Here is a 20,460-nt window from a genome sequence, read left to right on the forward strand (position 1 = left end):
CGGTCCATCATCGAGGCTCGCGCGCGGGGCGAATCGTGATGAGCATCGTTTCGGCCGTGTTGATCACACTGACCTGCGTCCTGGTACCACTCTCACTGATCACGGTGTGGGTGCACGACATCGTGCTGGACACCGACAGGTACGTCGAGACGGTCGCCCCCCTCGCGTCGAACCCGGCGATCGAATCCGCCGCGGCCGACAGGATCACCAAGGCGGTCGACGTTCGGGTCGACGGCAAAGAGGTCACCTCGGACCTCGCGGCCTGGTTGGAGTCCCAGGGGCTGCCACCTCGAGTGGGCAACGCCGTGAAGTCGCTGGCACCGCAGTTGGACGACGCCGCGACCCAGGCCGCCCACAAGGTGGCGACGCGCTTCACCCAGAGCGACAGGTTCGAGACGGTCTGGAAGAACGCCAACCGAGCCGCCCATTCGGCGCTGGACCACGCGCTCACCGGCAAGGGCCGGGGCGCGGTCGGGGTCAACGAGGGCACCGTCACCCTCGATGTCGGCGCCGCGGTGGACACGGTCAAACAAGACCTCGTGAACGCCGGGGTCAGCCCCGCGGACAAGATTCCCGACGTCGACAAGCAGATGGTGCTCGTCCAGTCCGACAAACTGCAGAAGTTCCAGGATGCGGCACACGCGCTCGACGTGCTCGGCAACTGGTTGCCCATCATCGCCGTTGTGCTCGGCGCGATCGGGGTACTGCTGGCCCGGCGTCGCCGCCGGGCCCTGGTCACCACCGCCCTGGGTGTCGCCTTCGGCTGCCTGGTCGTGGCCATCGCCCTGGCGATCGCGCGACGCTTCTATCTGGATCACCTGCCCGCCCAGGTACAGTCCCCCGCCGCCGCCTCGGCGATCTTCGACACGCTGCTGCGCTTTTTGAAGAACAGCGTCCGCACCGGGATCGTGCTGGGTCTGGTCGTCGCCCTCGGCGCCTACCTGTCCGGGACGGGCCGACTTCCGCGGGCCGTGCGCGGTTCGATGGAGCGCGCGGCCGGCTCCGTGGCGCGGTGGGCCGACAAGCACGGGCTGCATACGGGAAAGACGGGCACCTGGGTGGCCGCCCACCGACGGTGGCTCGCCATCGGCGCGCTCCTCGTCATCGCCCTGTGGTTCGCCCTGTGGAATCGCCCGACCGCGTGGACGATCGTGCTGCTCGTGGCCGTACTTCTCGCCCTGCTCGCGATCATCGCGCTGTTGGCCGCGACGGGACGAACGACGCTCTCGCGGACTCACGCCCACAACGGGCGGCCGGGCCCGGTCGGTGGCGGTGTGCCGTGATCCCCGGGCAGTTCGTCGGTGCGCGCCGGATGAGGCTATCGGGTGAGATCCCGCCGTAAACTGGATATTGGACCACCGTGACGGTGGATGGTTGTCGCCGATCGCGGCGCGTACGTGTTCCGCGCGGGCGTCGTGCCCACCCCGTGTGGACGGACCACAGTCCCGGTGCTCCTGGCCCCACCCGCAACGGCGAGGTGGGCGGCGGCTCCGCCTTCCCGGAAGGCCTCGCGGATCCCGTCGGGATTGATCGAAGGAGATCGATCATGGACTATCCACTTCTCAACGCGTTCTGGACCATGCTCTGGTTCTTCTTGTGGATCCTCTGGATCATGCTCCTCTTCCACGTTTTCCGGGACATCATCCGCGATGACTCGCTCAGTGGATGGGCCAAGACGGGCTGGCTGGTTCTGTGCGTGGTCCTGCCGTTCCTCGGCGTCTTCGTGTACTTCGTCGCGCGCGGGCGCGGCATGGGCGAACGCGACCGACGCAGGGTCGCTCAGCAGCAGGAGGAGTTCCGCTCATATGTGCGCGAGGCGGCCGCCACGCCCGGCACGTCCGACGAACTGGCCCGTATCGCCCAGCTCAGGAACGACGGTGACATCACGGTCGAGGAATACGAACGGGCCAAGGCCAAGATCCTGGCCTGAGATCGCGGTCCGACGTTCGACATCGGACGAACGCGTCCTTGCGTTCGCGTTCGTCTGTTGTCGCTAGGGCCGGGTCGAGCGGGGTTGGGTCGTGGGGATGCGTCCGGTGAAGAACAGGGCGAGGAGGGCACTGAGGGCGAGGACGGCGAGTGCGGCCCGCAGGCCGTCGAGTCTGGCCGCGTCGTTCGCCTCGATGGCCGCGTCTTTCACCTCCGTGGTCGTGCCGGCTTTGTCGAGGGCGGAGGTGAGCTGCTCGTCCGACAGGAAGGGGACGCCGCCTTCGAGTTCGACGGTCGCCTGGCTCGCGACGGACGCCGGAATCGCCGGATTGTGCTCGATGGCGCTCAGGAACGACGAGGTCATGGCGGCGATCAGGAGCGATCCCGCGAGCGCCGTCCCGATCGAGGCACCGAGGTTGGTGACCGCGTTCTGTACGCCGCCGACCTCCGCGCTCCGCTCGTCGGGGACCGCGGATACCGTGACCGAGCCGAGCTGCGACGCCAGAGCGCCCATACCGAGTCCGATCAACAACAGGGGCACGGTGACGATCTCGGGGCCGGCGTCCGCGTCCAGCGCGGCCATCATGGCCACCGCCCCCGCGAGCAGCGCGAGGATTCCGAGTCGCACCACGCGCCGCGGCGAGACGTTCGGAAGGAACCGCGGAATCAGGATCGCGGCCGCCAGCAGTGTGAGCGAGAGCGGCAGGATACGGGCGCCGGTCGCCAACGCCGAAAGGCCCAACGCGATCGACAGGTAGAGCGGAACGACGAAGAACACGCCCATCTGCACGAGGTATTGGAAGAAGAACATCGTCAGGCCGCCGGTGAGTTGCCGATTGTGCAGCATCGCCGGGTCCACGAGCGGATCCCCGCCCCGAGCCGACAGACGGGTCTCCCAGGAGAGGAAGAGCCTCACCAGGGCCATCCCGGACAACATCAGCCAGACGACCAGCGACACCCCCAACCAGGCGGGCGCTTCGGGTTTGGGGCGAAACCACCCCCACTCCGCCGACTTGAGCACCCCGAACACGAAGAGCCCGAGCCCACCGGCGGACAACACGGCGCCGAGGACGTCCAGGCGCTCTCGCGCCGCGACGGGCGCGTCGGCGACCCGGGCCGCGAGTACCAGGATCACCGCCACGAGCAGAACCTCGCCGGCGAAGACCCAGCGCCACGAGAAGTACGTGGTCGCCACGCCACCGATCAGCGGACCCGCGGCGATCGCCACCGCCCCCGCGGCGGCAACGAGCCCGTATGCGGAAGGGCGACGCTCCGCCGGGAAGTTTCCCGCCACCAACGCCACGATCGCGGGCAGGATGAGCGCCGCACCGACTCCTTCCAATACCGCCCAACCGAGCAGCAACACCGGCAGGTTCGGGGCCAGCGCGGTGGTCAGCGAACCGCACCCGTAGATGCCACAACCGATCATGAACCCACGCCGACGACCGATGAGCCCGCCGACCTTGCCGCCCGGAATCATGAGCATCGCCATCACGAGCGTGTAGGCCGTGATCGCGCCCTGGATGCCGGTCACCGTCGTGCCCACGTCCTCGGCCACCGTCGCGATCGACACGTTCATGACAGAACTGTCCAGGGCCATCAGGAATTGCCCCAGGACCAGCGGGACCAGCACCAGGCGCGTCCCCGAGGAGCGCACCGGCCTGCCCATCGCGGCTGTCATGACCACATGGTTCCAGCGCCCGACAAGAGCCCCGATCCGCCGCGCCGCAACGTCAGCCGGATGGCGGGCACCGGCTCCGAATTGTTGTGTAGCGGGACCCGACGGGTGGTACCGAGTGCGTTGACACGCTCTCACGCGACCCCGATCCGCATTCACCCACACGAGGACAACCATGGTCCTTGATCTCGTCCTCATCGGAACGGCCATCACCCTGGGGCCGATGCACAACTCCGCGTTCATCCTGTTGTTGTCCGCGAACAGGGGATTGCTGAAAGGGCTCGTGTTCACCCTGACCTGGCTCGTGGAACTCGTCGTGGTGGTCGCGGGGGTGCTGCTGTTGACCGGGGGCGTTCCGCCTTCGCGACACAGCGCGCCCTCCACGGCGAGTCTCGTGGTCAAGCTGACCGTGGGCATCGCGCTGGTGGTCTACGGCGAGCGCAAACGACGCCGAGGCGCGACCCGCTCCCGGGGAGAACCGAAGTGGATGGCACGGCTGGATCGCGTTTCCGGGTGGACCGCGGCCGGCCTCGCCATCCTGCTGCAGCCGTGGGCGATGGTCGCCGCGGGTGGGGCCACCGTGATGAACGCGGACCTTTCCTCGGCCGCCACGTTCGTGGCCCTGATGGGCTACTTCGTGCTCGCCACGGCCACTTTGTTCGGGATGGAGTTGTACGCCACGTTCGCGCCGACCCGGGCACACATCGAGCTCGAACGGTTGCGCACGGCCGTCAATACCCACCAGGACCAGGCGATCGTCGTGGTGTCGCTGCTGCTGGGCCTGTGGTTGGCCGGCACGAGCACGTACGAACTCGTCACGCTCGCGTAGCTCGGACGCCTCGTCGGCGAAGCCCTCACCACGCGGCGCGGGCGAAACCTACGTCCTGACGCCCGGAAGCGCTCACGATGCGCGAGGTCGCGGGTGGTGCGTGGGGAAGTCCCCATCGCGTCGCGGTCGTGCCCGCTGGGATGTTGATCTCACGGGCGGGTGGTGCGAGGGAGGGAGCGTCGTGGCTGGACTCGGGTGGAGTGTCGTACCGTGCGCGCTGGCGGGTGTGCTGCTGTTGGCGGGGTGTGCCGGGGACGACGACGAGCGTGGCAAGGGCGACTCGCCGGTCGCGAATCAGCGTGGCGACGACACTCCGGCCCAGGTGTTCAACTTCCCCGACGGCTTCGGGAACCTCGCCACCAAGTGCGTCGGCCACGGATTCCGCGCCTACGTGACCACGAACGCGAGCGGCCCCTCCAACGTGCAGGTCGTCCCGGACGCGACGTGCGCGGGGTGAATGCGACGAGGCGGACGAAGGCGCTGCGGCTATCGCACACGATGCGATGGGCGCCGATCGTGTCGGTGTTCGTGGTTCTCGGCGCCGTCGCCGGGTGTTCGCAGGAGTACTACGACGAGCGCGGCAAGGCGGACGCCCCGGTGCTCGGTGACCGGGGCGAGGACAGTCCTGCGGAAGTGTTCAACTTCCCCGACGGGTTCGGCAACCTCGCCACCAAATGCGTCGGGCCCGGTAAGCGTGCCTACACCACGACCAAGGGCTCGGTGTCGGTCGACGAGGACGTGGTGATCATCCCCGCGAACGCGGTGCTCGTGGACGACCCGACCTGCCCGAAACACTGACCACAACGCCGAACTTCGGATACCACCCCTCCTCGACCGTGTGGATTTGTGCCGACGGTGTACGCAGCCGCGCGATGGGAGCCGTGGCCGGCGAGTGACCGGCGGGTTGTGGGGTAGCCGCGCCCGTAAGCCCGATCACCCCGGGAGCGAGGTCGTCGGCCGCAGTCGCGCTGAAGAGCCGCAACGAGCGCGAGGAGGAAAGTGAGGATTCCATGAGCACCGTTGGACAGCCGAGCCGCGGCAATTCCCAGGAGTCGATGGGCAATCTGGTCTCACGAGCGTCGCTGCAGATTTCCGAGTTGGTCCGCGAGGAAATGCGGCTTGCCCGGGCGGAGATGACTCAAAAGGGCAAACGCCTCGGGGTCGGCGGTGGCCTGTTCGGCGGCGCCGGCGTGGTCGGCGTCCTGGCCGCGCAAGCTCTCGTCGTCACCGTGGTCGCAGCCTTGGCCCTGCTGCTGCCGGTGTGGGCTTCGGCCCTGATCACCGCTGCCCTGTTGGCGGCCGTAGCCGCGGGAATGGCCGCTGGCGGGAAGAAGCAGATCGCCAAGGCCGGTATTCCCGCACCCGAACAGACCGTCGACAGCTTCAGGGCCGACGTCGCCGTCATCAAGGAGAAGGCACACCGATGACCCACCAGCCCCAGGACAAGGAATCCGCGCCCACGCGCGAGCAGTTGCGCGAGAAGATCGAGGATACCCGCGACGAACTCGGCCGTACGGTGGAGGCACTGGCGGCCAAGGCCGACGTCAAGGCCCAGGTCAAGGCCAAGGCGGCCGATATCAAGGAGCAAACAGCCGAGAAGGCCGCCCACGTCACCGACCGACTCCGGGACAAGGCGACGGAGGCCACCGAGTCGGTCAAGGACAGGACGCCCGACCCCGTCCTCGACAAGGCGGCCCATACCGTTACCCACCTCCGCGACAGTGTGGCCCGAGCCGGACAGCTCGCCGCCGACAAGACCCCCGACCCGGTCCGCGAGAAGGCCGAGATGGCCGCGACCACGGCAAAGGCCAACCGCACGCCGCTGATCACCGCGGCAACCGTGGCACTCGCCCTCGCCCTCGCGCTGCTGCTGCGCCGAGGCCGGAGGCGCCGGTGAAGGCGTCCGGCGAACAGATCCCACCCGGCCCGCCCCGCCCAGGCGCGGCTATCCGGCCTCGAAGGCGGTGCGCAGGATGTCGCGATGGGCGCGGACATGGCGGATGTCCGCCTCGTAGAGGTCGGCGTGGCCGTCCGCGATGTGTTGCCGGAACGCCTCGTTGCCCTGTGCGGCCTGGTCGCGCATGAAGTCGATCAGGGCTTGCAGACGGTCGGGGACGGTGTCGACGACCTCGGCGCCCACGCCCGGCCCGTACGCCCGGCAGAAGGCGGCGACGCGGTGTCCCTGTTCGTGCGGTGTGCCGAAGCTCTCCGGGTTGTCCGGCGCCTGCAGCGGCGCGAACCGGTACACGGTGTAGGCGACGTCCCAGACGCGTGGCCCCGGGTGCGCCGCGTCGAAGTCGATGAAGCCGACTGCCACGCCGTCCTTCACCACGCAGTTGTACTGCGCGGCGTCGCCGTGGCACATGACCTCGGCCGGCTGCCGGACCGGGAACAGCCAGGGGTCCGTGGGGTTGGGCCGGAACGTGACGCTCGCGTCGTGGAGGGCTCGCAGAAGTGTGGCAACGGAGGTGAGGAGTTCGGGACTTCTGAGGTCCGGGGTGAGCGCGTTGTGCACCTCGCCGTCGAGGAAGGTGAGCACCTCGTTGCCGTCGGCGTCGAAGCCCCGTGGCTCCGGTACGCCGTGGAACCCCTGGTCGTGGATGTGGCACAGCAGCCGGTGGATCGCCGGCGTCGCCGGGGACGCCGGCCGGTGGACGACATCGCCGTGACGGCGCACGACGTTCACGCCGCCGCGGAGTTCCTGCCATTGGGTCATTCGCGCCTCGCTGTCGTCGCGCACTGAAGATGCCTGTGGGTCGTGGGTCGAGTTGCCGGCTTGCCAGGTGCGATCCGGCGGGAGCAGGTTCGGCGCGGGCGGCGGGCGGGAGTTACATCGCCACCTATCGGTACCTGTCCGAGTGCCAGAACACCGGCGCGATGTACGTGCACTACGCCGGGGCGAGCACATACCACTGCACCGGCAACGGCGCGGTCGGCTTCTCCCTGTACGTGGAGTACTGGGCCTGATCAGACGCCGGGTGGCGGTTCGTGGGTGGCCCATGCAACGCTGCCGCCGCGCGTGGGAGGGGGTCTTCAGCCCCGGGTGATGGAGAGTTTCATGCCCACGTAGTCGAAGCTGACCGCGTACGGTTTGAAGAACTCGTGGGTGAAGTTGGCGATCAGGTCGAAACCGAACTGCGCCGACTGCCCGGGGCCGGGAAATCCGGGAAAGACCTTCTCCGCGCCCATGCCTTGGACGTTGCGTCGGACCGCACCGCCGAGACCGATCCGGTCTGCGGTGATCGGGTAGAACTTGATCCCGAACCGCTCCCTGGGATGGGCGTGGTCCACCGTGAGCCCGTATCGCTCGGCGATGGCCACCGTGGTATCCAAAGCACTGGCGATGCCACCGGTATCCACGGTCACCATCCTGGGCTCGCGCTGTCCGAGGCTGCCCAGTGTGCACGGGAAGTGGTCACCGGCCAGCCATAGCGGCAACCGGGCAAGTTCATCGGGCGACGGACGGGCAACCGTGCGTCGTCGCAGGAGCAGCGCTCGGTGCGCGTAGTCCATCGTGGTCAGGAAGTGGTAGAAGATCGTCGTACCGAACACGCCCGCCGCCTGGGATCCGTCGGGGAGCGGTGGGCGTGGCGTGTCGTTCCACTGCACCGGGATGTTGCGGATCTCGATCTCCCCGATTGTGAACGAGTCCAGGACACCCACGTGAATCACCACGGGATGGCCGTCCACGACCCCGCCTTCCCAAGTGGCCAGTGCCCGCAGTCCGGCCGTGTGCGCCGCCTCCGTCGACAGGTCGAGCGTGCCGTAGGTGTCGAGGTAGAACTTCTGCGGCTCTCCGCCGTTGACCCTCGCCTCGACCGACGGCACCGGGTCCAGGGTGTGGAAGGGCACGCGGGTGTCGCGGGCACCGGTGATCTGCCATGGGGTGCCGTCGATCCGGGAGTATGCCTCGGCAAACGCCTCATCACGCGGCCGGCCGGTACGGCGCATCAGCGGGACGGCGCGCGAGAGTTGGTCCTGTCGTACGAAGCACTCCGCGAGGCGCTGGGTGGAGGAGACGTCGTCGGGTGCCAGGGCGAGGGCCTGGGACAGGTGCCCCTCGGCGGTTCGGAACCGGTTGGACAGCAGTGCGATGTAGCCGATCCCGGCGTGCGCGTTCGCGTTGCCCGGATCGTCGCGCAGAAGGCGTCGATAGCCCCGCTCGGCATCGGCGAACCGACCCTGCCGAAAGAGCTGATCCGGGTCGTCCGCGGCAGCGAGCGCCGAAGGCGCGGAACCGAGCAGAGGAAGGGCCGCACCCACCGCCGCGACCGCACCCGCTCGCTGCAGGAACGCTCGGCGGTCGAGGCCTCGGCCGACCTTTCGGAAAGACATGTCGGACTCCTGGGGGTGACGAGAGATGCGTGATTCACGATCCGCGCGATCTGCGTTATTGACGAGATGTGCGCGACCTACGGGATATGCGAGATGTTGGGTATTCCCGGTGACGGTGCGGCTCTTCCGTGTGCCGTGGCTGTCACCGCGACCTACGCGGCTGTGCACAATCAACACGAGGAGGCGTTTCGTCGGCGTTTCCGCCACGGAGAGGACGGCTTCGACGGCCGGGTGGCCCGCGTTCGACCCGCACACCGCGTTGGCCGGGTTCCGGGTCGGGGAATTCCTGGACGGCGTTCTCGCGCATGCACTCGGCGTACTTCCCGCCCGCGAACCGGATCCTTTCCGGTCCGACGAAGGACGATGCAACGCGAGGACGCGTTTCCGTACCTTTTCCGCGCCTGGGTGTAGACGGATGGCGGCGCTCCTTACGCCCCGGAAACGGCGCGTCCGCGAGCATCGACCCGCGGGAGCCGTGGGGGAAGGACGACACACATGCGGGTACTGGTGGTCGAGGACGAGCCGATGCTCGCCGACGCGATCACGGAGTGGTTGCGCGAGGAGGCCCACGCGGTGGACGTGGCCTACGACGGAGAGCGGGCAATGGAATGCCTGAGCGTCAACGACTACGACGTGGTGGTCCTGGACCGGGACCTGCCGGCCCTACCGGGCGACGATGTGTGCCGCGCCGTGGTGGCCTCCGACTCGCCGGTGCGCGTGCTGATGCTCACGGCCGCCGCCGGGATCGTCGATCGCGTCGCCGGGCTGGGCCTGGGCGCCGACGACTACCTGACCAAGCCCTTCGCGTTCGCCGAACTCGCGGCACGGGTACTGGCGTTGGGGCGACGCTCCCGAGCGGCCATGCCACCGGTGCTGCGCCGCGCCGGCATCACGTTGGACGCGGCCCGACGCGAGGTGTACCGCAATGGACGCTATGTGCCGCTCTCGCGTAAGGAGTTCGCCGTCCTGGTCGAACTCCTGCGCGCCGACGGCGCGCCGGTCTCCGCGGAGGAACTGCTGGAGAAGGCGTGGGACGAGCACACCGACCCGTTCACCGGGGCAGTGCGGCTCGTGATGCTCAAACTGCGTCGCAAACTGGGCGATCCGCCGGTGATCGAGACCGTCGCCGGCGTGGGATATCTGATCCGGTGAGACCCCGACTCGCTCACGGGCACCGGACACCGCGACCGACGGACGGCGGGGCCCGTGTCGCCCGCTGCGGGCGCCCCGAACGGCGAAGGGGACCGGGGCGCTTCGCGGTCCTGCCGCGCCGGATGGGGCTGCGTACTCGGCTCACGGTGATCTACGGCGTGATGTTCCTGGCGGCCGGCGTACTGCTGCTGGCCCTCACATACACCCTGTTCACCCAGCAGCTCGACAGGCGGGGCGCGAGGGTGATCGCCAAGGTCGGGCCGGAGGGTTCCCGTGTGCTCGTCTCCGTGCCGGGCAAGGGCGAGACGACCCTTGCGCCGGATCCGGCCCACACCTTTGCGGCGCAGGGGCCTATGACACCGGAAACCGACCTCGAGCGGTGGTTCGAGGACCAGCGCCGCGAGTTGCGCGACGCCGCCTCCCATTCGCTGATCGCTCAGGGCGGCATCGCGCTGCTCGCGGTCGGCGGCGCGGCGGCCGGCCTGGGCACGGTGATCGCCGGACGGGTCCTGGCTCCACTGCGCCGGGTCACCGACACCGCGCGCCGCATCGCGGGCGCCCCGGCCGCCGTTCCCCTCCTGTACGAACGCATCGCGCTTCGCGGGCCGGACGACGAGGTCAAGGATCTCGCCGACACCTTCGACACGATGGTCGAACGATTGGACCGCTCGTTCGACGGCCAACGCCGGTTCGTGGCGAACGCCTCACACGAGTTGCGTACGCCGCTGACCCTGGGCCGCGCGCTGGTGGAGGTGGCGATGCGTCGCCGCACCGCCTCGCCCGATCTGCGTGCGCTCGGCACCAGACTGTTGGAGATCAACGCGCGCCATGAGCGGTTGATCGCGGGCCTGTTGGCACTGGCCGGATCGGAGAACGCGATCACCGAGCCGGCGTCGGTCGATCTCGCGGACATCGCCACACACGTGAGCGCGCAAAGCGAACCGGAGGCGCGGCGGGCCGGCGTCGAAATGATCGAGGAGTACCACGAGGCACCGACCACCGGTGATGCGCTGCTCTTGGAGCAACTGTTGCGCAACCTCGTGGAGAACGCCATTCGCCACAACACGGTGCGCGCCGGCCGGGTCCACGTGCGCACCGGTATCGGCGCGGGCGGTGTCGCGCTCCTCGAAGTGCGGAACACCGGACCGGAGTTGAGTGCCGACGTGATCCCCACGCTGTTCGAGCCCTTTCGCCGCGCGGGCCCCGCTCGCCTGGTCACCGTGAAGGGAGCCGGCCTCGGGCTGTCCATCGTCCGCTCCATTTGCGTGGCGCATGGTGGTTCGGTCGAGGCCGAACCCCGCGTGGGCGGCGGCCTGATCGTATGGGTCGAACTGCCTTCCGTGCCGCCCGGGGATGCGGCCGTACGCCGGCGGTGAGGGTGCGAGTTGCGGAGTCGTGGCTCGGAACGGCGGACCGCGGCCCGTTCCGTTCGGGACGGCGACAGCGGCCGTTCGGGACACACCGGGACAACCACATCGGCCTGCACGAACACGAAAGCCCTGTCCCGAACACGGTGTGGCTGTTGAGGACTCTTCCACGCCTCGTCACATTGGTTGTGTCGGAAGAGGGCGCGATGTCTTCGGACACGGAGTACTCGGCGACCCGAGAAAGCACCCCTCGGCTTCAAGACTCCTTACAGGGAGAAATACCGTGCGATCACATAATCGTCTCGCCTCGTTCGCAATGGCCTCCGTTCTGCTCGCGGGAGCGGCCGTCGCCACGACCGGCTCGGCCGGCGCCGCGGGGTCGGAGGCGGGCACAAGGGTTCGGACGGCCTGTCTCGACACCGCTTTCCTGTACGAGGCCACGCCGGGCAGCGGCAGCAGCAACGCCCACTGGCCTGCGACGGGCTACTACGCCTACACGACCAGCGACTGCAACGACATCAATATCAAGAGCAACACCACTCGTTCGATCAGGACTTGTTTCAAGGCCACCGGCTCGTGCAACGCGTGGAGGACGGCACCGGCGGGCCAGTGGGCGCTGGCCGCCACGAACGTGAACGACGGATCCGGTTTCTACATCCAGTTCAAGGGCACTGCCGGCGGCCGCGGCTACATCGCCTACTGAGAAGACGGCGAGCCGCCGGACGGGCCGTCCCGAGACATCGGTGACATGCGAGCCGGTGCTCGAACGGGTGTGAGGGCCTTGTGGTTCGGGTGGCTTGCGACATCCACGCCCGACCGCGGGAGGCCCTCGTGCCCCGGCGAAACGCCTCGCCGACCCTGACTTGCCGGCTGCGCCGGGCGCGACGCGTCGTCGACGACGGCGAGCAGTCGGGCGAGCCACCGCGGCGGCCGGCCCTCTTCGGCTCCGGGGGGAACTCGGCCGATACGGCGGGCAGGCGGCTGTGCGCCGTATCGGCCAGGTGCCATTGGGGTGTGCCACGTGCTAGACGGTGGCCTGCTTCAGCCAGTCCTGGTAGGTGATCTCGGCGAGGATGGCGCCGTCGAGCGGAACGAGCGTGAGTTCGTCGGGCACCGCGCCGAAGTAGTGCGCCTGCGAGTCGGTGACCACCTCACGCGGGTCGCCCCACGCGGCCAGGGCCCTCCGGAAGAACTCGTCCATCCGGTACCGCGTCGGCCCGGCGATCTCGACCATCGTGTTGCTCGGTGTGCCCACCGCGGTCCGGCCCACCAACTGCGCGACGTCGTCGCCGGCGACCGGTTGGAAGGCGACCGGCGCGATGTGCACCTCGTTGCCCGTCGTCGCCTCGTCCGCGATACGCCGACCGAACTCGTAGAACTGCGTCGCGTGCACGATCGAGAACGGGATGGGCGATTCCTTGACGAGTTGCTCCTGGGCGATCTTCGCGCGGAAGTAGCCGATGTCGGGTCGGCGGTCGCTGCCCACCACCGACAGCACCACGTGGTGCCCCACTCCCGCCTCCTCCTCGGCGGCCGACAGGTTGCGGGTGGAGGTGGTGAAGAAGTCCAACACCGCGGCGTCTTCGAACGACGGCGAGTTGGACACGTCGACGACGGCGTCCGCGCCCTTCATCACCTCGGCCAATCCCTCCCCGGTAAGGGTGTTCACCCCGGTGTTCGGCGCCGCCGCGACCGCTTCGTGCCCGTGCTCGGCCAATTTGCCGACGACCTTCGAACCGATCAGGCCGGTACCACCGATGACCACGATCTTCATGTCGGATCCTCCCTGTTTCCCGGGGGCTTCGTTCACCCGGACGACACATATGACCGGGCACCCCGTACGGATGTGACAGATCCGGATCCGCGCCGTGTCGGGCTCGACCCACTTCTTTGGCGGCGCGTGGTCGCCGCACCGGCTTGTAGCATGGCGGCGCCGGAGTCGAAGGGGACGAACATGCACGCTGGGGCCGACGCCGATTCCCTCGACCAGGCGGCGAGGGACTTCCTCGCGGCGCGACCGCGGCTCTTCGGTGTCGCGTATCGGGTGCTCGGAAGCGCCGTGGAAGCGGAGGACATCGTCCAGGAGGCGTGGCTTCGTTGGCAGAACGCGGATCGTGCTCGCATCCTGGAGCCGACGGCCTTCCTGACCACGGTCACCGCCCGTCTGGCCATCAACCTGGCCCAGTCCGCCAGAGTGCGGCGGGAGTCCTACGTCGGCCCGTGGCTTCCCGAGCCGGTCGATACCAGCGCGGATCCGCAGGTGGGTGCCGAACGGGCCGAGGCCCTCGAACTGGCGGTTCTCTTCCTGCTGGAGAAGCTGAACCCGATGGAGCGCGCCGCGTACGTCCTGCGGGAAGCCTTCGACTACCCCTACGCGCGGATCGCCGACATCCTGGAGACGAGTGAGGCCAATACCCGGCAACTGGTGAGCCGCGGGCGCAAACACCTGGCCGCCGAGCGTAGGGAACGCGTCGGTACGACTGATCACCGCCGCCTCCTGGAGGTGTTCCTCGCCGCCGCGCAAAAGGGTGATCTGGCGGCGCTGGAGAACGTGCTCGCCGCGGATGTCGTCAGCTACACCGACGGCGGGGGGCTGCGCGGTGCGTCCAAGATCCCGGTCGTCGGACGCCTGCGCGTCTCCAAGTACCTCGTGGCCTTCGCCCCCCGGTTCTGGCTCCGCACGGAGGTGCGGTGGGTCGAGGCCAACGGTCGTCCCGCTGTCGTCGTCTCCTCCGGCGGGGAGGCCGTGGCCCTCCTGTCCGTCGATGTGTCCGCCGAGGGAATCGACCGGATCATGTGGATCATGAACGCGGCGAAGCTGTCGCCCTACGTGGCATCGCCGAGCGGTCCGACACCCGTCGCCACAGCGCCGGACCCGGTGTCACGGCCGCGCTGACCACCGGCCATCCGGACGGGCGGGATTCCCGAAGGCGACGGCGCCGGCGGCCGGCCCGCGAGTCGGCGGAGGGTCGGGCCGTCCCGCTGGATGGTCCACGATCGTCACGGCGACCACCACACTCGCATACGCGTCCTCACGCACCGTCGTCCCGCGGCTCAGGTGGCGGCCGTCCGGCGTGGTGTCACAGGCCCGCCGCGATGGCTCGGCGTACCGCGTCGGCGCGGTCGCGGATGCCGGCCTTGGCGAAGAGGTTGTTGATGTGGGTTTTGACGGTGGCCTCGCTGATGAAGAGTTTTTCGGCGATGGCCCGGTTGGGCAGGCCCCGGCCGATGAGGGCGAGGACTTCGCGTTCGCGGGGTGTGATGTCGTCGGGGAGGTTTCGGCTCGGCGTCGTGGCCCGGGTGCGGACGGTGGCCAGCAGGCGGTCCTGGACCTCGCGGTCGAGGACGGACTGGCCCGCGGCGGCGGCTCGGATCGCGCGGACGATGTCGCGGCGTCCGGCGTTCTTGGTGAGGTAGCCGCGGGCGCCCGCGCTCAGCGCGGCCAGGATCGAGTCGTCGTCGGCGAATGTGGTCAGGACGACGACGGCCACCTCGGGGTGTTCGTCGGTGAGTCGGCGGGTCGCCTCGATGCCGTCGGTGCGGGGCATGCGCAGGTCCATGAGCACCACGTCCACCGGGCCGGCGGCAGCCGCGGCGAGCACCTGGTCCCCGTCCGCGGCGGCCGCGACGACGTCGATGTCCTCGGAGAGCGCGAGTACGGCCGCGAGCGGTTCGCGCACGGCGGCCTGGTCGTCGGCCACGACCACCCGCAGCCGCCGGGGCACATCGGCCGACCGCGCGTCGTGCCGCGTGCTGTCGCCGGCGTCGCTCATTCCGGGATCACCGCCTCCACCTGCCAGCCGCCTCGGTCCGGTCCGTCGGTGATCGGTCCGGCGGTCAGGGTTCCGTCCACCATGGCGATGCGTTCGCGCATCCCGATCAGTCCCATGCCGCTGCCGGCCCCGGCCGCCTCCCGGGTGGCGGGGCCGTTGCGGATCCTCAGTGTCGTGGATGCGGCGGCGAACGTCACCTCCACCCGTACGTCGCCTCCGGGCGCGTGTCGAGCGGCGTTGGTCAGCGCCTCCTGGGCGATCCGCAGCAGGTGCTGGACCACGCGGGCCGGCGGCTCGCGTACGGTGCCGTCGACGGTGAGCGCGTCCCGGTGGCCCGACGACTCGATCATGGCGCTCAGGCTCCCCAGCAGCGGCAGCGTGTCCTCGCGCAGCGCGTGAACGGTCCACTGGGCCTGCTTCAGACTCTCCTTGACCAGGCTGTGCGCCCGGTCGTTGGCCTCGCGGATCCGGGTCAGGTCGCCCGTGTCGAGGAGGGCGTCCACCAGTTCGAGTTGCATGTTGATGCCGGCCAGGGAGTGCGCGAGGACGTCGTGCACGTCCCGGGCGATGCGGCCGCGCTCGGCCAGGGCGGCCGTGCGGGCCTCGGCGCGGGCGGCGCGCTCGGCGGCTTCCGCGGATTCGATCACGGCGTCGATCGCCCGCTGCCGACTGCGGCTGACGATGCCCACCACCACCGGCAGGGCGGCGCACAACCCGACCCCCCAGGACAACGACTCGTGCCCCGGGCCCAGGCGCAGATACAGCACTCCACCGCAGAGTCCACCGGCCAGCGCCGCGAGCGGGACGGCCCATATGGGCGGGAGCCGATAACCGATGTGGCCGACGAGAAAGAACGCGAACAGGTAGCCGGTCCCGGTACGGGCGGTGCCGATCAGGGCGGCCGCCGCGACGATGCCCAGCGACGCCCATACGACGACCACACGTGCGGGAATCCGGTCCTGGGGAACGTTGCGGCCCGACAGGAACAGCGAGTTCAACGCGACGAGGACGACGACGGCCAGGCCGCGACCGCTGAAGCCCATCGGGCGGATCGTCGCGATTCCCACGACGATCACGCCCAGGGTGAAGGCCCACTGCACCCGGGGGTCGTGCCGGACCATCGCTCGTGGACCGGGACGGCGCCCCGAGGACGACCCGGCTACGGGAACGCTCTCGGATACGGGCACGGCGCGACCATATCCCACCGTCAGGCCACCCGGTCCAGGGACGACGCCGCCCGCGCCGCCGTGCCCGCCGACCGTACGGAGTCCACCATCCGGCTCCGTATGAAGATCGTGGCCACCCGGGTGACGACCTCGGTGAGCGCCATCAGCACGAACGCCGCGACCCACGCCTGCCCGGTGGTGATGTGGTGGGCGAGGCTGAAGCGGGCGACGTCGTCGGCACCGCCGTGGTCGACCCACACCTGGAAGCCCATCCGCGCGCCCATGCCCACCACCCACAACACCGCGGAGACCGCACCGGCCTTGATCAGCAGATGCCCGCCGGCGGAGCGGATCCGAGTGAAAATGCCGCCCGCCGCGCCGAGCGCCGCGCCGATCGCCATCAGGGCGCCGATCAACACCGTGTCGTTGCCCGCGGTGGGAATCGTGTCCAGGTACTTCCACGCCACGAAGGCCACGATCCCCAGCGGGATGAGGAACGTCTTGCGGTCCAGTCGGTCTTCCCGCAACTGCCGAAAGACGATGAGAACGAGAAGGATGTCGGTGATCCAGTCTGTGGTGTTCATGTCCCCAGGCTGCCGCCGTGCCCCGTTCCGCACCTGGACCCACGGGTGGAAACCCGGGTGGAGACGCGGGTGGACCCCGCTGTGGGTCGGCAGACGGCCGTGCGGACGTACCGGCCTCTTGCGGGGTTCCCGTTCGAGGTGGCGAGCCTGCCGTCAGGGTGATGCGGTGGTCCTTTCGTGCGGTTGCTCCTGTGGTGATGTGCTCTGACGCGACGCGTCCGGTTCGGGGCACGATTCATATCCTTCGGGCCGTTGCCGAGCGGTGAAATCCCGGATGTACGGGAGCTTTGCGGGAATGGTTCGGCGACGCGGCGGATGCGACCGTGTCCGGGTTTCGGGGGATCTATCGGGAAGCGGAGCGTTCGATTCCCCGCGTCGTAATGTCGTTCGTGGTGTCGCGGATTGTTTCGCGGCGGTTGACTCTTGGTTTCATGGGTGTGCCGAGGCGGGCATCTTTCCGGGGTCTACGCGGGGCAACCGCTGGTCGTGAGCATGATCGAGATCGCGCCGAGGGCTTTCGGGACGGTGGTTTTCGGTCGACGGGGGACTCTAAGTAGTTTCACCGATGCGCCCGGTGCGCGACTCCCCAAGACTCGAAGGGCATTCGCAATGCGGTCTCTTACGGGGAGAATGCCCATGCGTTATGAACTGCTCGGCCCCTTGCGCGTCTCGGGTGAGCGCGGCCAATCGATCCTCAGTGCGCCCAAGACCGAGGTGTTGCTGGCCGCCCTGCTCATCGGAGCCGGGCGGGTGGTGACCAAGGACCAACTCATCAACGAATTGTGGCGGGAGAACCCACCGCGGCGGGCGACTCCCGCCCTGCACGTCTATGTGTGCCAGCTCCGCAAGTTGCTCACCGCCGTGGGTGGGCGCGCGGATGCCATCGCCACTCGGATCCCGGGGTATCTGCTGCGGGTCGAGGACGGCGAGTCGGATCTGCACGACTTCCAACGCGCCGCCGACAGCGGGCGCGCGCATCACCGGGCGGGACGCTTCGCCGATGCCGTGGTCGATCTGGAGAAGGCGTTGGCGCTGTACCGGGGACCGGTCCTGGACGGTGTGGGCGAGGGCCCCATCGTCAGCGGATTCGCCACCTGGGCCGAGCAGGAGCGGCTGGACTGCGAGGAGATGTGCATCGACGCGTACATCGCGCTGGGGCGCCATCGCGAGATCCTCAGTCGGCTCTCCAGGCTGACCGCGCACCATCCCCTGCGTGAGGCGTTCTACCGGCAGTTGATGCTGGTGCTGTACCGCTCCGAGCGGCAGGCCGAAGCCCTGCAGGTCTACCAGTTGGCGCGCGGGGTGCTGCATTCGCAGCTGGGGTTGGAGCCGTGCCGGTCGCTGCGCAATCTGCACCAGGCGATCCTCGTCTCCGACGATGTCCTCGACGAGCCGGTGGCCAGCTGATCGCGGTCGCACGATCGAAGGGTTGTCTCTCACATGAACCGCACCGCGGCCGCGCCTGTGGGCGATCCGCTCGAATACACCTTCCGAAACCTGCATCGACAGCACCGATTGGCCGCCGAGTATCCCCGGATACCCGGCCTGCTGCGTGACTTGCCGCCGCCCGAACTCGTCGACGCGGGCCGGGTGTTGTCCCGGCTTTCGGTGGACGAGGTGGTGGAACTGCATCCACGGACTCCGGTGGTGTCGGTCGCGGTCACCGGCCACGGCACCGTCACCGGGGTCACCCCGTCGCTCACCGTCGAACTGGCGCGACACGGGCTGCTGTTGCGTCCGCACGTCACCGATTTCGACGCCTACGTCTTCGAACTGTCCGATCCGAACAGCGCGCTGTACGCGGCCCGACCCGACCTGGTGGCCTGTCTGCTCGACCACACGGTCGTGTTCGACGAGGTGCCGGTGCCCTGGGGACCGGAGCACGTGGAATCGGCGCTGGCGGCCACCGAGCGCCGGTTGACCGCGCTGGCCGACACGTTCGAGGCGGTGGGGCACGGCACGCTCGTGTACAACACGCTGCCGCTTCCCCGAGAGCACGTCGCGCAGTTGGTGGACCACCGCTCACGGGCCCGGCTGGGCGCGCTGTGGCGCGAGGCCAACGCGCGGGTGTTGCGCCTGATGGAGGACCGTCCGCGGCTGATCGTGCTCGATCTGGAACCGTTGATCGGCTCGGGACTGCCCGGCCGGGACGTGCGGCTGAGCACGTACACCGGAACGCACCTCTCCCCCGAGTTGACCGCCGGCTACACCCGGGAACTCGCCCACCTGGCCCGCGGCCTGTCCGGACGGGCCCGCAAGTGTCTGGTCCTCGACCTGGACAACACCGTGTGGGGAGGTGTGCTCGGTGACGACGGCCCCGAGGGAATCGAGGTCGCCGGCAGCTACCGGGGCGAGGCGTTTCGCGCCGTGCAGCGCACCGCGCTGCAACTGTCCGCCCAGGGCGTACTGCTCGCCGCCGTCAGCAAGAACGATCTCGACCCGGTCCGGGAGGTGCTGCGCGAGCACCCCGAGATGACCCTCGGCGAGGAGGACTTCGTTCGGATCGTTGCCGACTGGGCGCCCAAGCACGACAATCTGCGCTCGCTGGCCGCCGATCTCAACATCGGCCTGGACAGTCTCGTCTTCGCCGACGACAGCCCCTACGAATGCGGGTTGGTCGCACGGGAGTTGCCCGAGGTGGCGGTCGTCCGGCTCGACGGCGATCCGGCGACGCACGTACAACGCCTGCTCTCGGACGGCTGGTTCGACGTCCGTGAGGTCACCGTCGAGGACGTCGCCCGCCCGGCCAGATATCGCGAGGAGTCGCAGCGCAAGGACTTCCTCGACAGCTTCGCCTCGATCGACGACTACCTGGCGGGCCTGGGTATCGAAGTGGAATTCGCCGAGGTGACGCCCGCGCAGGTGGCGCGCGTCGCGCAACTGACACTGCGCACCAATCAGTTCAACCTCACGACCGAACGTCTGGGACAGTCCGACGTGGAAGAGCGTGCGGCGGCGGCGCGGGCACTGGTGCTCGGCATCCGATCGGGCGACCGGTTCGGCGACAACGGGCTGGTCGGCGCGGTGTTCGTGGACCGGTTCGTGGACCGGGACGAAAGCGTCTGGCGCATCGAGAACTTCCTGCTCAGTTGCCGGGTGTTCTCGCGGGGCATCGAGTCGGCGTGCCTGGCCGCCCTGCTCGAACACGCCCGCGCCGAGGGCGCGCGACAGGTGCTGGCGACCTATCGGCCGTCCGCGAAGAACGACAAGGTGCGGGACTTCTACCCGCGCAACGGCTTCGAGACGGAGCGTGTCGACGACGACGGCACGATCCGATTCCGGCACGACCTGATCCATGTCCCCGAGCGGCCGCGACACCTGCGGCTGAGCGGAAGCATCGGGAGGACCCAACTGTGATGACCCTCGACGACTTCGTCCTGGTGCTCCGCGACTCGCTCGGCCTGCCGGTCACCGCCGAGGTGGTGCGGGAGGACTTCGACCGGGTGCCGGGCTGGGACTCGGTACACCTGCTGGCCCTGGTCACCGTGTTGGAGCGGGAAACCGGTCGCCAGGTATCCCTGCCGGACGCCCTGGAGGCACGAACGCTGAAGGACATCTACGACCTCGCCACCGTCGGCTGAGCCGACGGAAGCGAGCATGACTCGCCGGGCCGCACCCACGTTCGCGGGTGCGGCCCGGCTTCGTGT

22 protein-coding genes are annotated in these 20,460 nt (G+C 69.1%); 15 read left to right on the forward strand and 7 right to left on the reverse strand.

Annotated elements, in window-relative coordinates; translation table 11 throughout:
* The first annotated feature begins 38 nt into the window (after positions 1-38).
* Together ACFRCG_RS03960 and ACFRCG_RS03965 are read left to right on the forward strand one after the other, a co-directional pair.
* On the forward strand, positions 39-1,283 hold the full coding sequence (locus tag ACFRCG_RS03960) for a hypothetical protein (RefSeq protein WP_380028487.1): 1,245 nt from the start codon (positions 39-41) through the stop codon (positions 1,281-1,283).
* A 263-nt stretch (positions 1,284-1,546) separates the two neighbouring features.
* On the forward strand, positions 1,547-1,930 hold the full coding sequence (locus tag ACFRCG_RS03965; protein ID WP_380028489.1) for an SHOCT domain-containing protein: 384 nt from the start codon (positions 1,547-1,549) through the stop codon (positions 1,928-1,930).
* A 63-nt stretch (positions 1,931-1,993) separates the two neighbouring features.
* Here the strand turns inward: ACFRCG_RS03965 and ACFRCG_RS03970 are convergent, their stop codons facing one another.
* On the reverse strand, positions 1,994-3,610 hold the full coding sequence (locus ACFRCG_RS03970; RefSeq protein ID WP_380028492.1) for an MFS transporter: 1,617 nt from the start codon (positions 3,608-3,610) through the stop codon (positions 1,994-1,996).
* A 172-nt stretch (positions 3,611-3,782) separates the two neighbouring features.
* Here ACFRCG_RS03970 and ACFRCG_RS03975 point away from each other — a divergent pair, with 172 nt between their 5' ends.
* From ACFRCG_RS03975 to ACFRCG_RS03995, 5 genes are all read left to right on the forward strand, one after another.
* Positions 3,783-4,436 (forward strand): GAP family protein, encoded by a 654-nt coding sequence (locus ACFRCG_RS03975; protein ID WP_380028494.1) that lies wholly within the window; start codon positions 3,783-3,785, stop codon positions 4,434-4,436.
* 181 nt (positions 4,437-4,617) lie between these two features.
* Positions 4,618-4,893: a hypothetical protein gene (locus tag ACFRCG_RS03980; RefSeq protein ID WP_380028496.1), complete on the forward strand. Its 276-nt coding sequence runs from the start codon at positions 4,618-4,620 to the stop codon at positions 4,891-4,893.
* A gap of 65 nt (positions 4,894-4,958) precedes the next feature.
* Positions 4,959-5,234: a hypothetical protein gene (locus ACFRCG_RS03985; RefSeq protein ID WP_380028498.1), complete on the forward strand. Its 276-nt coding sequence runs from the start codon at positions 4,959-4,961 to the stop codon at positions 5,232-5,234.
* A gap of 212 nt (positions 5,235-5,446) precedes the next feature.
* Positions 5,447-5,863: a phage holin family protein gene (locus ACFRCG_RS03990; RefSeq protein ID WP_380028501.1), complete on the forward strand. Its 417-nt coding sequence runs from the start codon at positions 5,447-5,449 to the stop codon at positions 5,861-5,863.
* Positions 5,860-6,333 (forward strand): DUF3618 domain-containing protein, encoded by a 474-nt coding sequence (locus ACFRCG_RS03995; protein ID WP_380028503.1) that lies wholly within the window; start codon positions 5,860-5,862, stop codon positions 6,331-6,333. The genes ACFRCG_RS03990 and ACFRCG_RS03995 overlap by 4 nt, the downstream gene beginning before the upstream one ends.
* Positions 6,334-6,381: 48 nt before the next feature.
* On the opposite strand, the gene ACFRCG_RS04000 is transcribed toward ACFRCG_RS03995, so the two are convergent.
* Positions 6,382-7,152, reverse strand: a complete 771-nt coding sequence (locus ACFRCG_RS04000) for a phosphotransferase (protein WP_380028505.1) — start codon at positions 7,150-7,152, stop codon at positions 6,382-6,384.
* Positions 7,153-7,181: 29 nt separating this feature from the next.
* Here ACFRCG_RS04000 and ACFRCG_RS04005 point away from each other — a divergent pair, with 29 nt between their 5' ends.
* Positions 7,182-7,403: a hypothetical protein gene (locus ACFRCG_RS04005; protein WP_380028508.1), complete on the forward strand. Its 222-nt coding sequence runs from the start codon at positions 7,182-7,184 to the stop codon at positions 7,401-7,403.
* Between the two features lie 66 nt (positions 7,404-7,469).
* Here the strand turns inward: ACFRCG_RS04005 and ACFRCG_RS04010 are convergent, their stop codons facing one another.
* Positions 7,470-8,771, reverse strand: coding sequence for a tetratricopeptide repeat protein (locus tag ACFRCG_RS04010; protein WP_380028509.1), 1,302 nt, complete (start codon positions 8,769-8,771; stop codon positions 7,470-7,472).
* A gap of 495 nt (positions 8,772-9,266) precedes the next feature.
* On the opposite strand from ACFRCG_RS04010, the gene ACFRCG_RS04015 reads away from it, so the two are divergent.
* The 3 genes from ACFRCG_RS04015 (at position 9,267) to ACFRCG_RS04025 (ending at position 11,993) form a co-directional block, all read left to right on the forward strand.
* Positions 9,267-9,923: a response regulator transcription factor gene (locus tag ACFRCG_RS04015; protein ID WP_380028511.1), complete on the forward strand. Its 657-nt coding sequence runs from the start codon at positions 9,267-9,269 to the stop codon at positions 9,921-9,923.
* Between the two features lie 122 nt (positions 9,924-10,045).
* A complete protein-coding gene (locus ACFRCG_RS04020; protein ID WP_380028514.1) occupies positions 10,046-11,299 on the forward strand; it encodes a sensor histidine kinase in 1,254 nt (417 codons plus the stop codon).
* 307 nt (positions 11,300-11,606) lie between these two features.
* Positions 11,607-11,993 (forward strand): hypothetical protein, encoded by a 387-nt coding sequence (locus ACFRCG_RS04025; protein ID WP_380028516.1) that lies wholly within the window; start codon positions 11,607-11,609, stop codon positions 11,991-11,993.
* A 321-nt stretch (positions 11,994-12,314) separates the two neighbouring features.
* On the opposite strand, the gene ACFRCG_RS04030 is transcribed toward ACFRCG_RS04025, so the two are convergent.
* Positions 12,315-13,064, reverse strand: a complete 750-nt coding sequence (locus ACFRCG_RS04030; protein WP_380028518.1) for an SDR family oxidoreductase — start codon at positions 13,062-13,064, stop codon at positions 12,315-12,317.
* Positions 13,065-13,244: 180 nt separating this feature from the next.
* Here ACFRCG_RS04030 and ACFRCG_RS04035 point away from each other — a divergent pair, with 180 nt between their 5' ends.
* A complete protein-coding gene (locus tag ACFRCG_RS04035) occupies positions 13,245-14,186 on the forward strand; it encodes an RNA polymerase sigma-70 factor (protein WP_380028520.1) in 942 nt (313 codons plus the stop codon).
* 184 nt (positions 14,187-14,370) lie between these two features.
* Here the strand turns inward: ACFRCG_RS04035 and ACFRCG_RS04040 are convergent, their stop codons facing one another.
* The 3 genes from ACFRCG_RS04040 to ACFRCG_RS04050 all read right to left on the reverse strand — a co-directional run bounded on the left by ACFRCG_RS04040 (position 14,371) and on the right by ACFRCG_RS04050 (position 16,813).
* On the reverse strand, positions 14,371-15,063 hold the full coding sequence (locus tag ACFRCG_RS04040) for a response regulator (RefSeq protein ID WP_380028522.1): 693 nt from the start codon (positions 15,061-15,063) through the stop codon (positions 14,371-14,373).
* Complete coding sequence (locus ACFRCG_RS04045) at positions 15,060-16,163, reverse strand: sensor histidine kinase (RefSeq protein WP_380028785.1); 1,104 nt, start codon at positions 16,161-16,163, stop codon at positions 15,060-15,062. Before ACFRCG_RS04045 ends, ACFRCG_RS04040 begins: the two co-directional genes overlap by 4 nt.
* Positions 16,164-16,270: 107 nt before the next feature.
* On the reverse strand, positions 16,271-16,813 hold the full coding sequence (locus ACFRCG_RS04050) for a hypothetical protein (RefSeq protein ID WP_380028524.1): 543 nt from the start codon (positions 16,811-16,813) through the stop codon (positions 16,271-16,273).
* Positions 16,814-17,449: 636 nt separating this feature from the next.
* Between ACFRCG_RS04050 and ACFRCG_RS04055 the strand changes: the two genes are divergently transcribed.
* Genes ACFRCG_RS04055 through ACFRCG_RS04065 form a run of 3 tightly spaced genes read left to right on the forward strand, consistent with a single transcriptional unit; the run spans position 17,450 to position 20,394 of the window.
* Positions 17,450-18,220, forward strand: a complete 771-nt coding sequence (locus ACFRCG_RS04055) for a BTAD domain-containing putative transcriptional regulator (RefSeq protein WP_380001889.1) — start codon at positions 17,450-17,452, stop codon at positions 18,218-18,220.
* 33 nt (positions 18,221-18,253) lie between these two features.
* Entirely contained in the window at positions 18,254-20,170 is a 1,917-nt protein-coding gene (locus ACFRCG_RS04060) for an HAD-IIIC family phosphatase (RefSeq protein WP_380028526.1), read from the forward strand.
* Entirely contained in the window at positions 20,170-20,394 is a 225-nt protein-coding gene (locus ACFRCG_RS04065; RefSeq protein WP_380001885.1) for an acyl carrier protein, read from the forward strand. The genes ACFRCG_RS04060 and ACFRCG_RS04065 overlap by 1 nt, the downstream gene beginning before the upstream one ends.
* Positions 20,395-20,460: the final 66 nt, after the last annotated feature.

Source organism: Embleya sp. NPDC056575 (genome assembly GCF_042793325.1).
In the GTDB taxonomy this organism is placed as follows: Bacteria; Actinomycetota; Actinomycetes; order Streptomycetales; family Streptomycetaceae; genus Embleya.

Coding starts and splice junctions, on each gene's coding strand:
- ACFRCG_RS03960 (WP_380028487.1), top strand. CDS start 39: ATGAGCATCGTTTCGGCCGTGTTGATCACACTGACCTGCGTCCTGGTA.
- ACFRCG_RS03965 (WP_380028489.1), top strand. CDS start 1,547: ATGGACTATCCACTTCTCAACGCGTTCTGGACCATGCTCTGGTTCTTC.
- ACFRCG_RS03970 (WP_380028492.1), bottom strand. CDS start 3,610: ATGACAGCCGCGATGGGCAGGCCGGTGCGCTCCTCGGGGACGCGCCTG.
- ACFRCG_RS03975 (WP_380028494.1), top strand. CDS start 3,783: ATGGTCCTTGATCTCGTCCTCATCGGAACGGCCATCACCCTGGGGCCG.
- ACFRCG_RS03990 (WP_380028501.1), top strand. CDS start 5,447: ATGAGCACCGTTGGACAGCCGAGCCGCGGCAATTCCCAGGAGTCGATG.
- ACFRCG_RS03995 (WP_380028503.1), top strand. CDS start 5,860: ATGACCCACCAGCCCCAGGACAAGGAATCCGCGCCCACGCGCGAGCAG.
- ACFRCG_RS04000 (WP_380028505.1), bottom strand. CDS start 7,152: ATGACCCAATGGCAGGAACTCCGCGGCGGCGTGAACGTCGTGCGCCGT.
- ACFRCG_RS04005 (WP_380028508.1), top strand. CDS start 7,182: ATGCCTGTGGGTCGTGGGTCGAGTTGCCGGCTTGCCAGGTGCGATCCG.
- ACFRCG_RS04010 (WP_380028509.1), bottom strand. CDS start 8,771: ATGTCTTTCCGAAAGGTCGGCCGAGGCCTCGACCGCCGAGCGTTCCTG.
- ACFRCG_RS04015 (WP_380028511.1), top strand. CDS start 9,267: ATGCGGGTACTGGTGGTCGAGGACGAGCCGATGCTCGCCGACGCGATC.
- ACFRCG_RS04020 (WP_380028514.1), top strand. CDS start 10,046: ATGGGGCTGCGTACTCGGCTCACGGTGATCTACGGCGTGATGTTCCTG.
- ACFRCG_RS04025 (WP_380028516.1), top strand. CDS start 11,607: ATGGCCTCCGTTCTGCTCGCGGGAGCGGCCGTCGCCACGACCGGCTCG.
- ACFRCG_RS04030 (WP_380028518.1), bottom strand. CDS start 13,064: ATGAAGATCGTGGTCATCGGTGGTACCGGCCTGATCGGTTCGAAGGTC.
- ACFRCG_RS04035 (WP_380028520.1), top strand. CDS start 13,245: ATGCACGCTGGGGCCGACGCCGATTCCCTCGACCAGGCGGCGAGGGAC.
- ACFRCG_RS04040 (WP_380028522.1), bottom strand. CDS start 15,063: ATGAGCGACGCCGGCGACAGCACGCGGCACGACGCGCGGTCGGCCGAT.
- ACFRCG_RS04050 (WP_380028524.1), bottom strand. CDS start 16,813: ATGAACACCACAGACTGGATCACCGACATCCTTCTCGTTCTCATCGTC.
- ACFRCG_RS04055 (WP_380001889.1), top strand. CDS start 17,450: ATGCGTTATGAACTGCTCGGCCCCTTGCGCGTCTCGGGTGAGCGCGGC.
- ACFRCG_RS04060 (WP_380028526.1), top strand. CDS start 18,254: ATGAACCGCACCGCGGCCGCGCCTGTGGGCGATCCGCTCGAATACACC.
- ACFRCG_RS04065 (WP_380001885.1), top strand. CDS start 20,170: ATGACCCTCGACGACTTCGTCCTGGTGCTCCGCGACTCGCTCGGCCTG.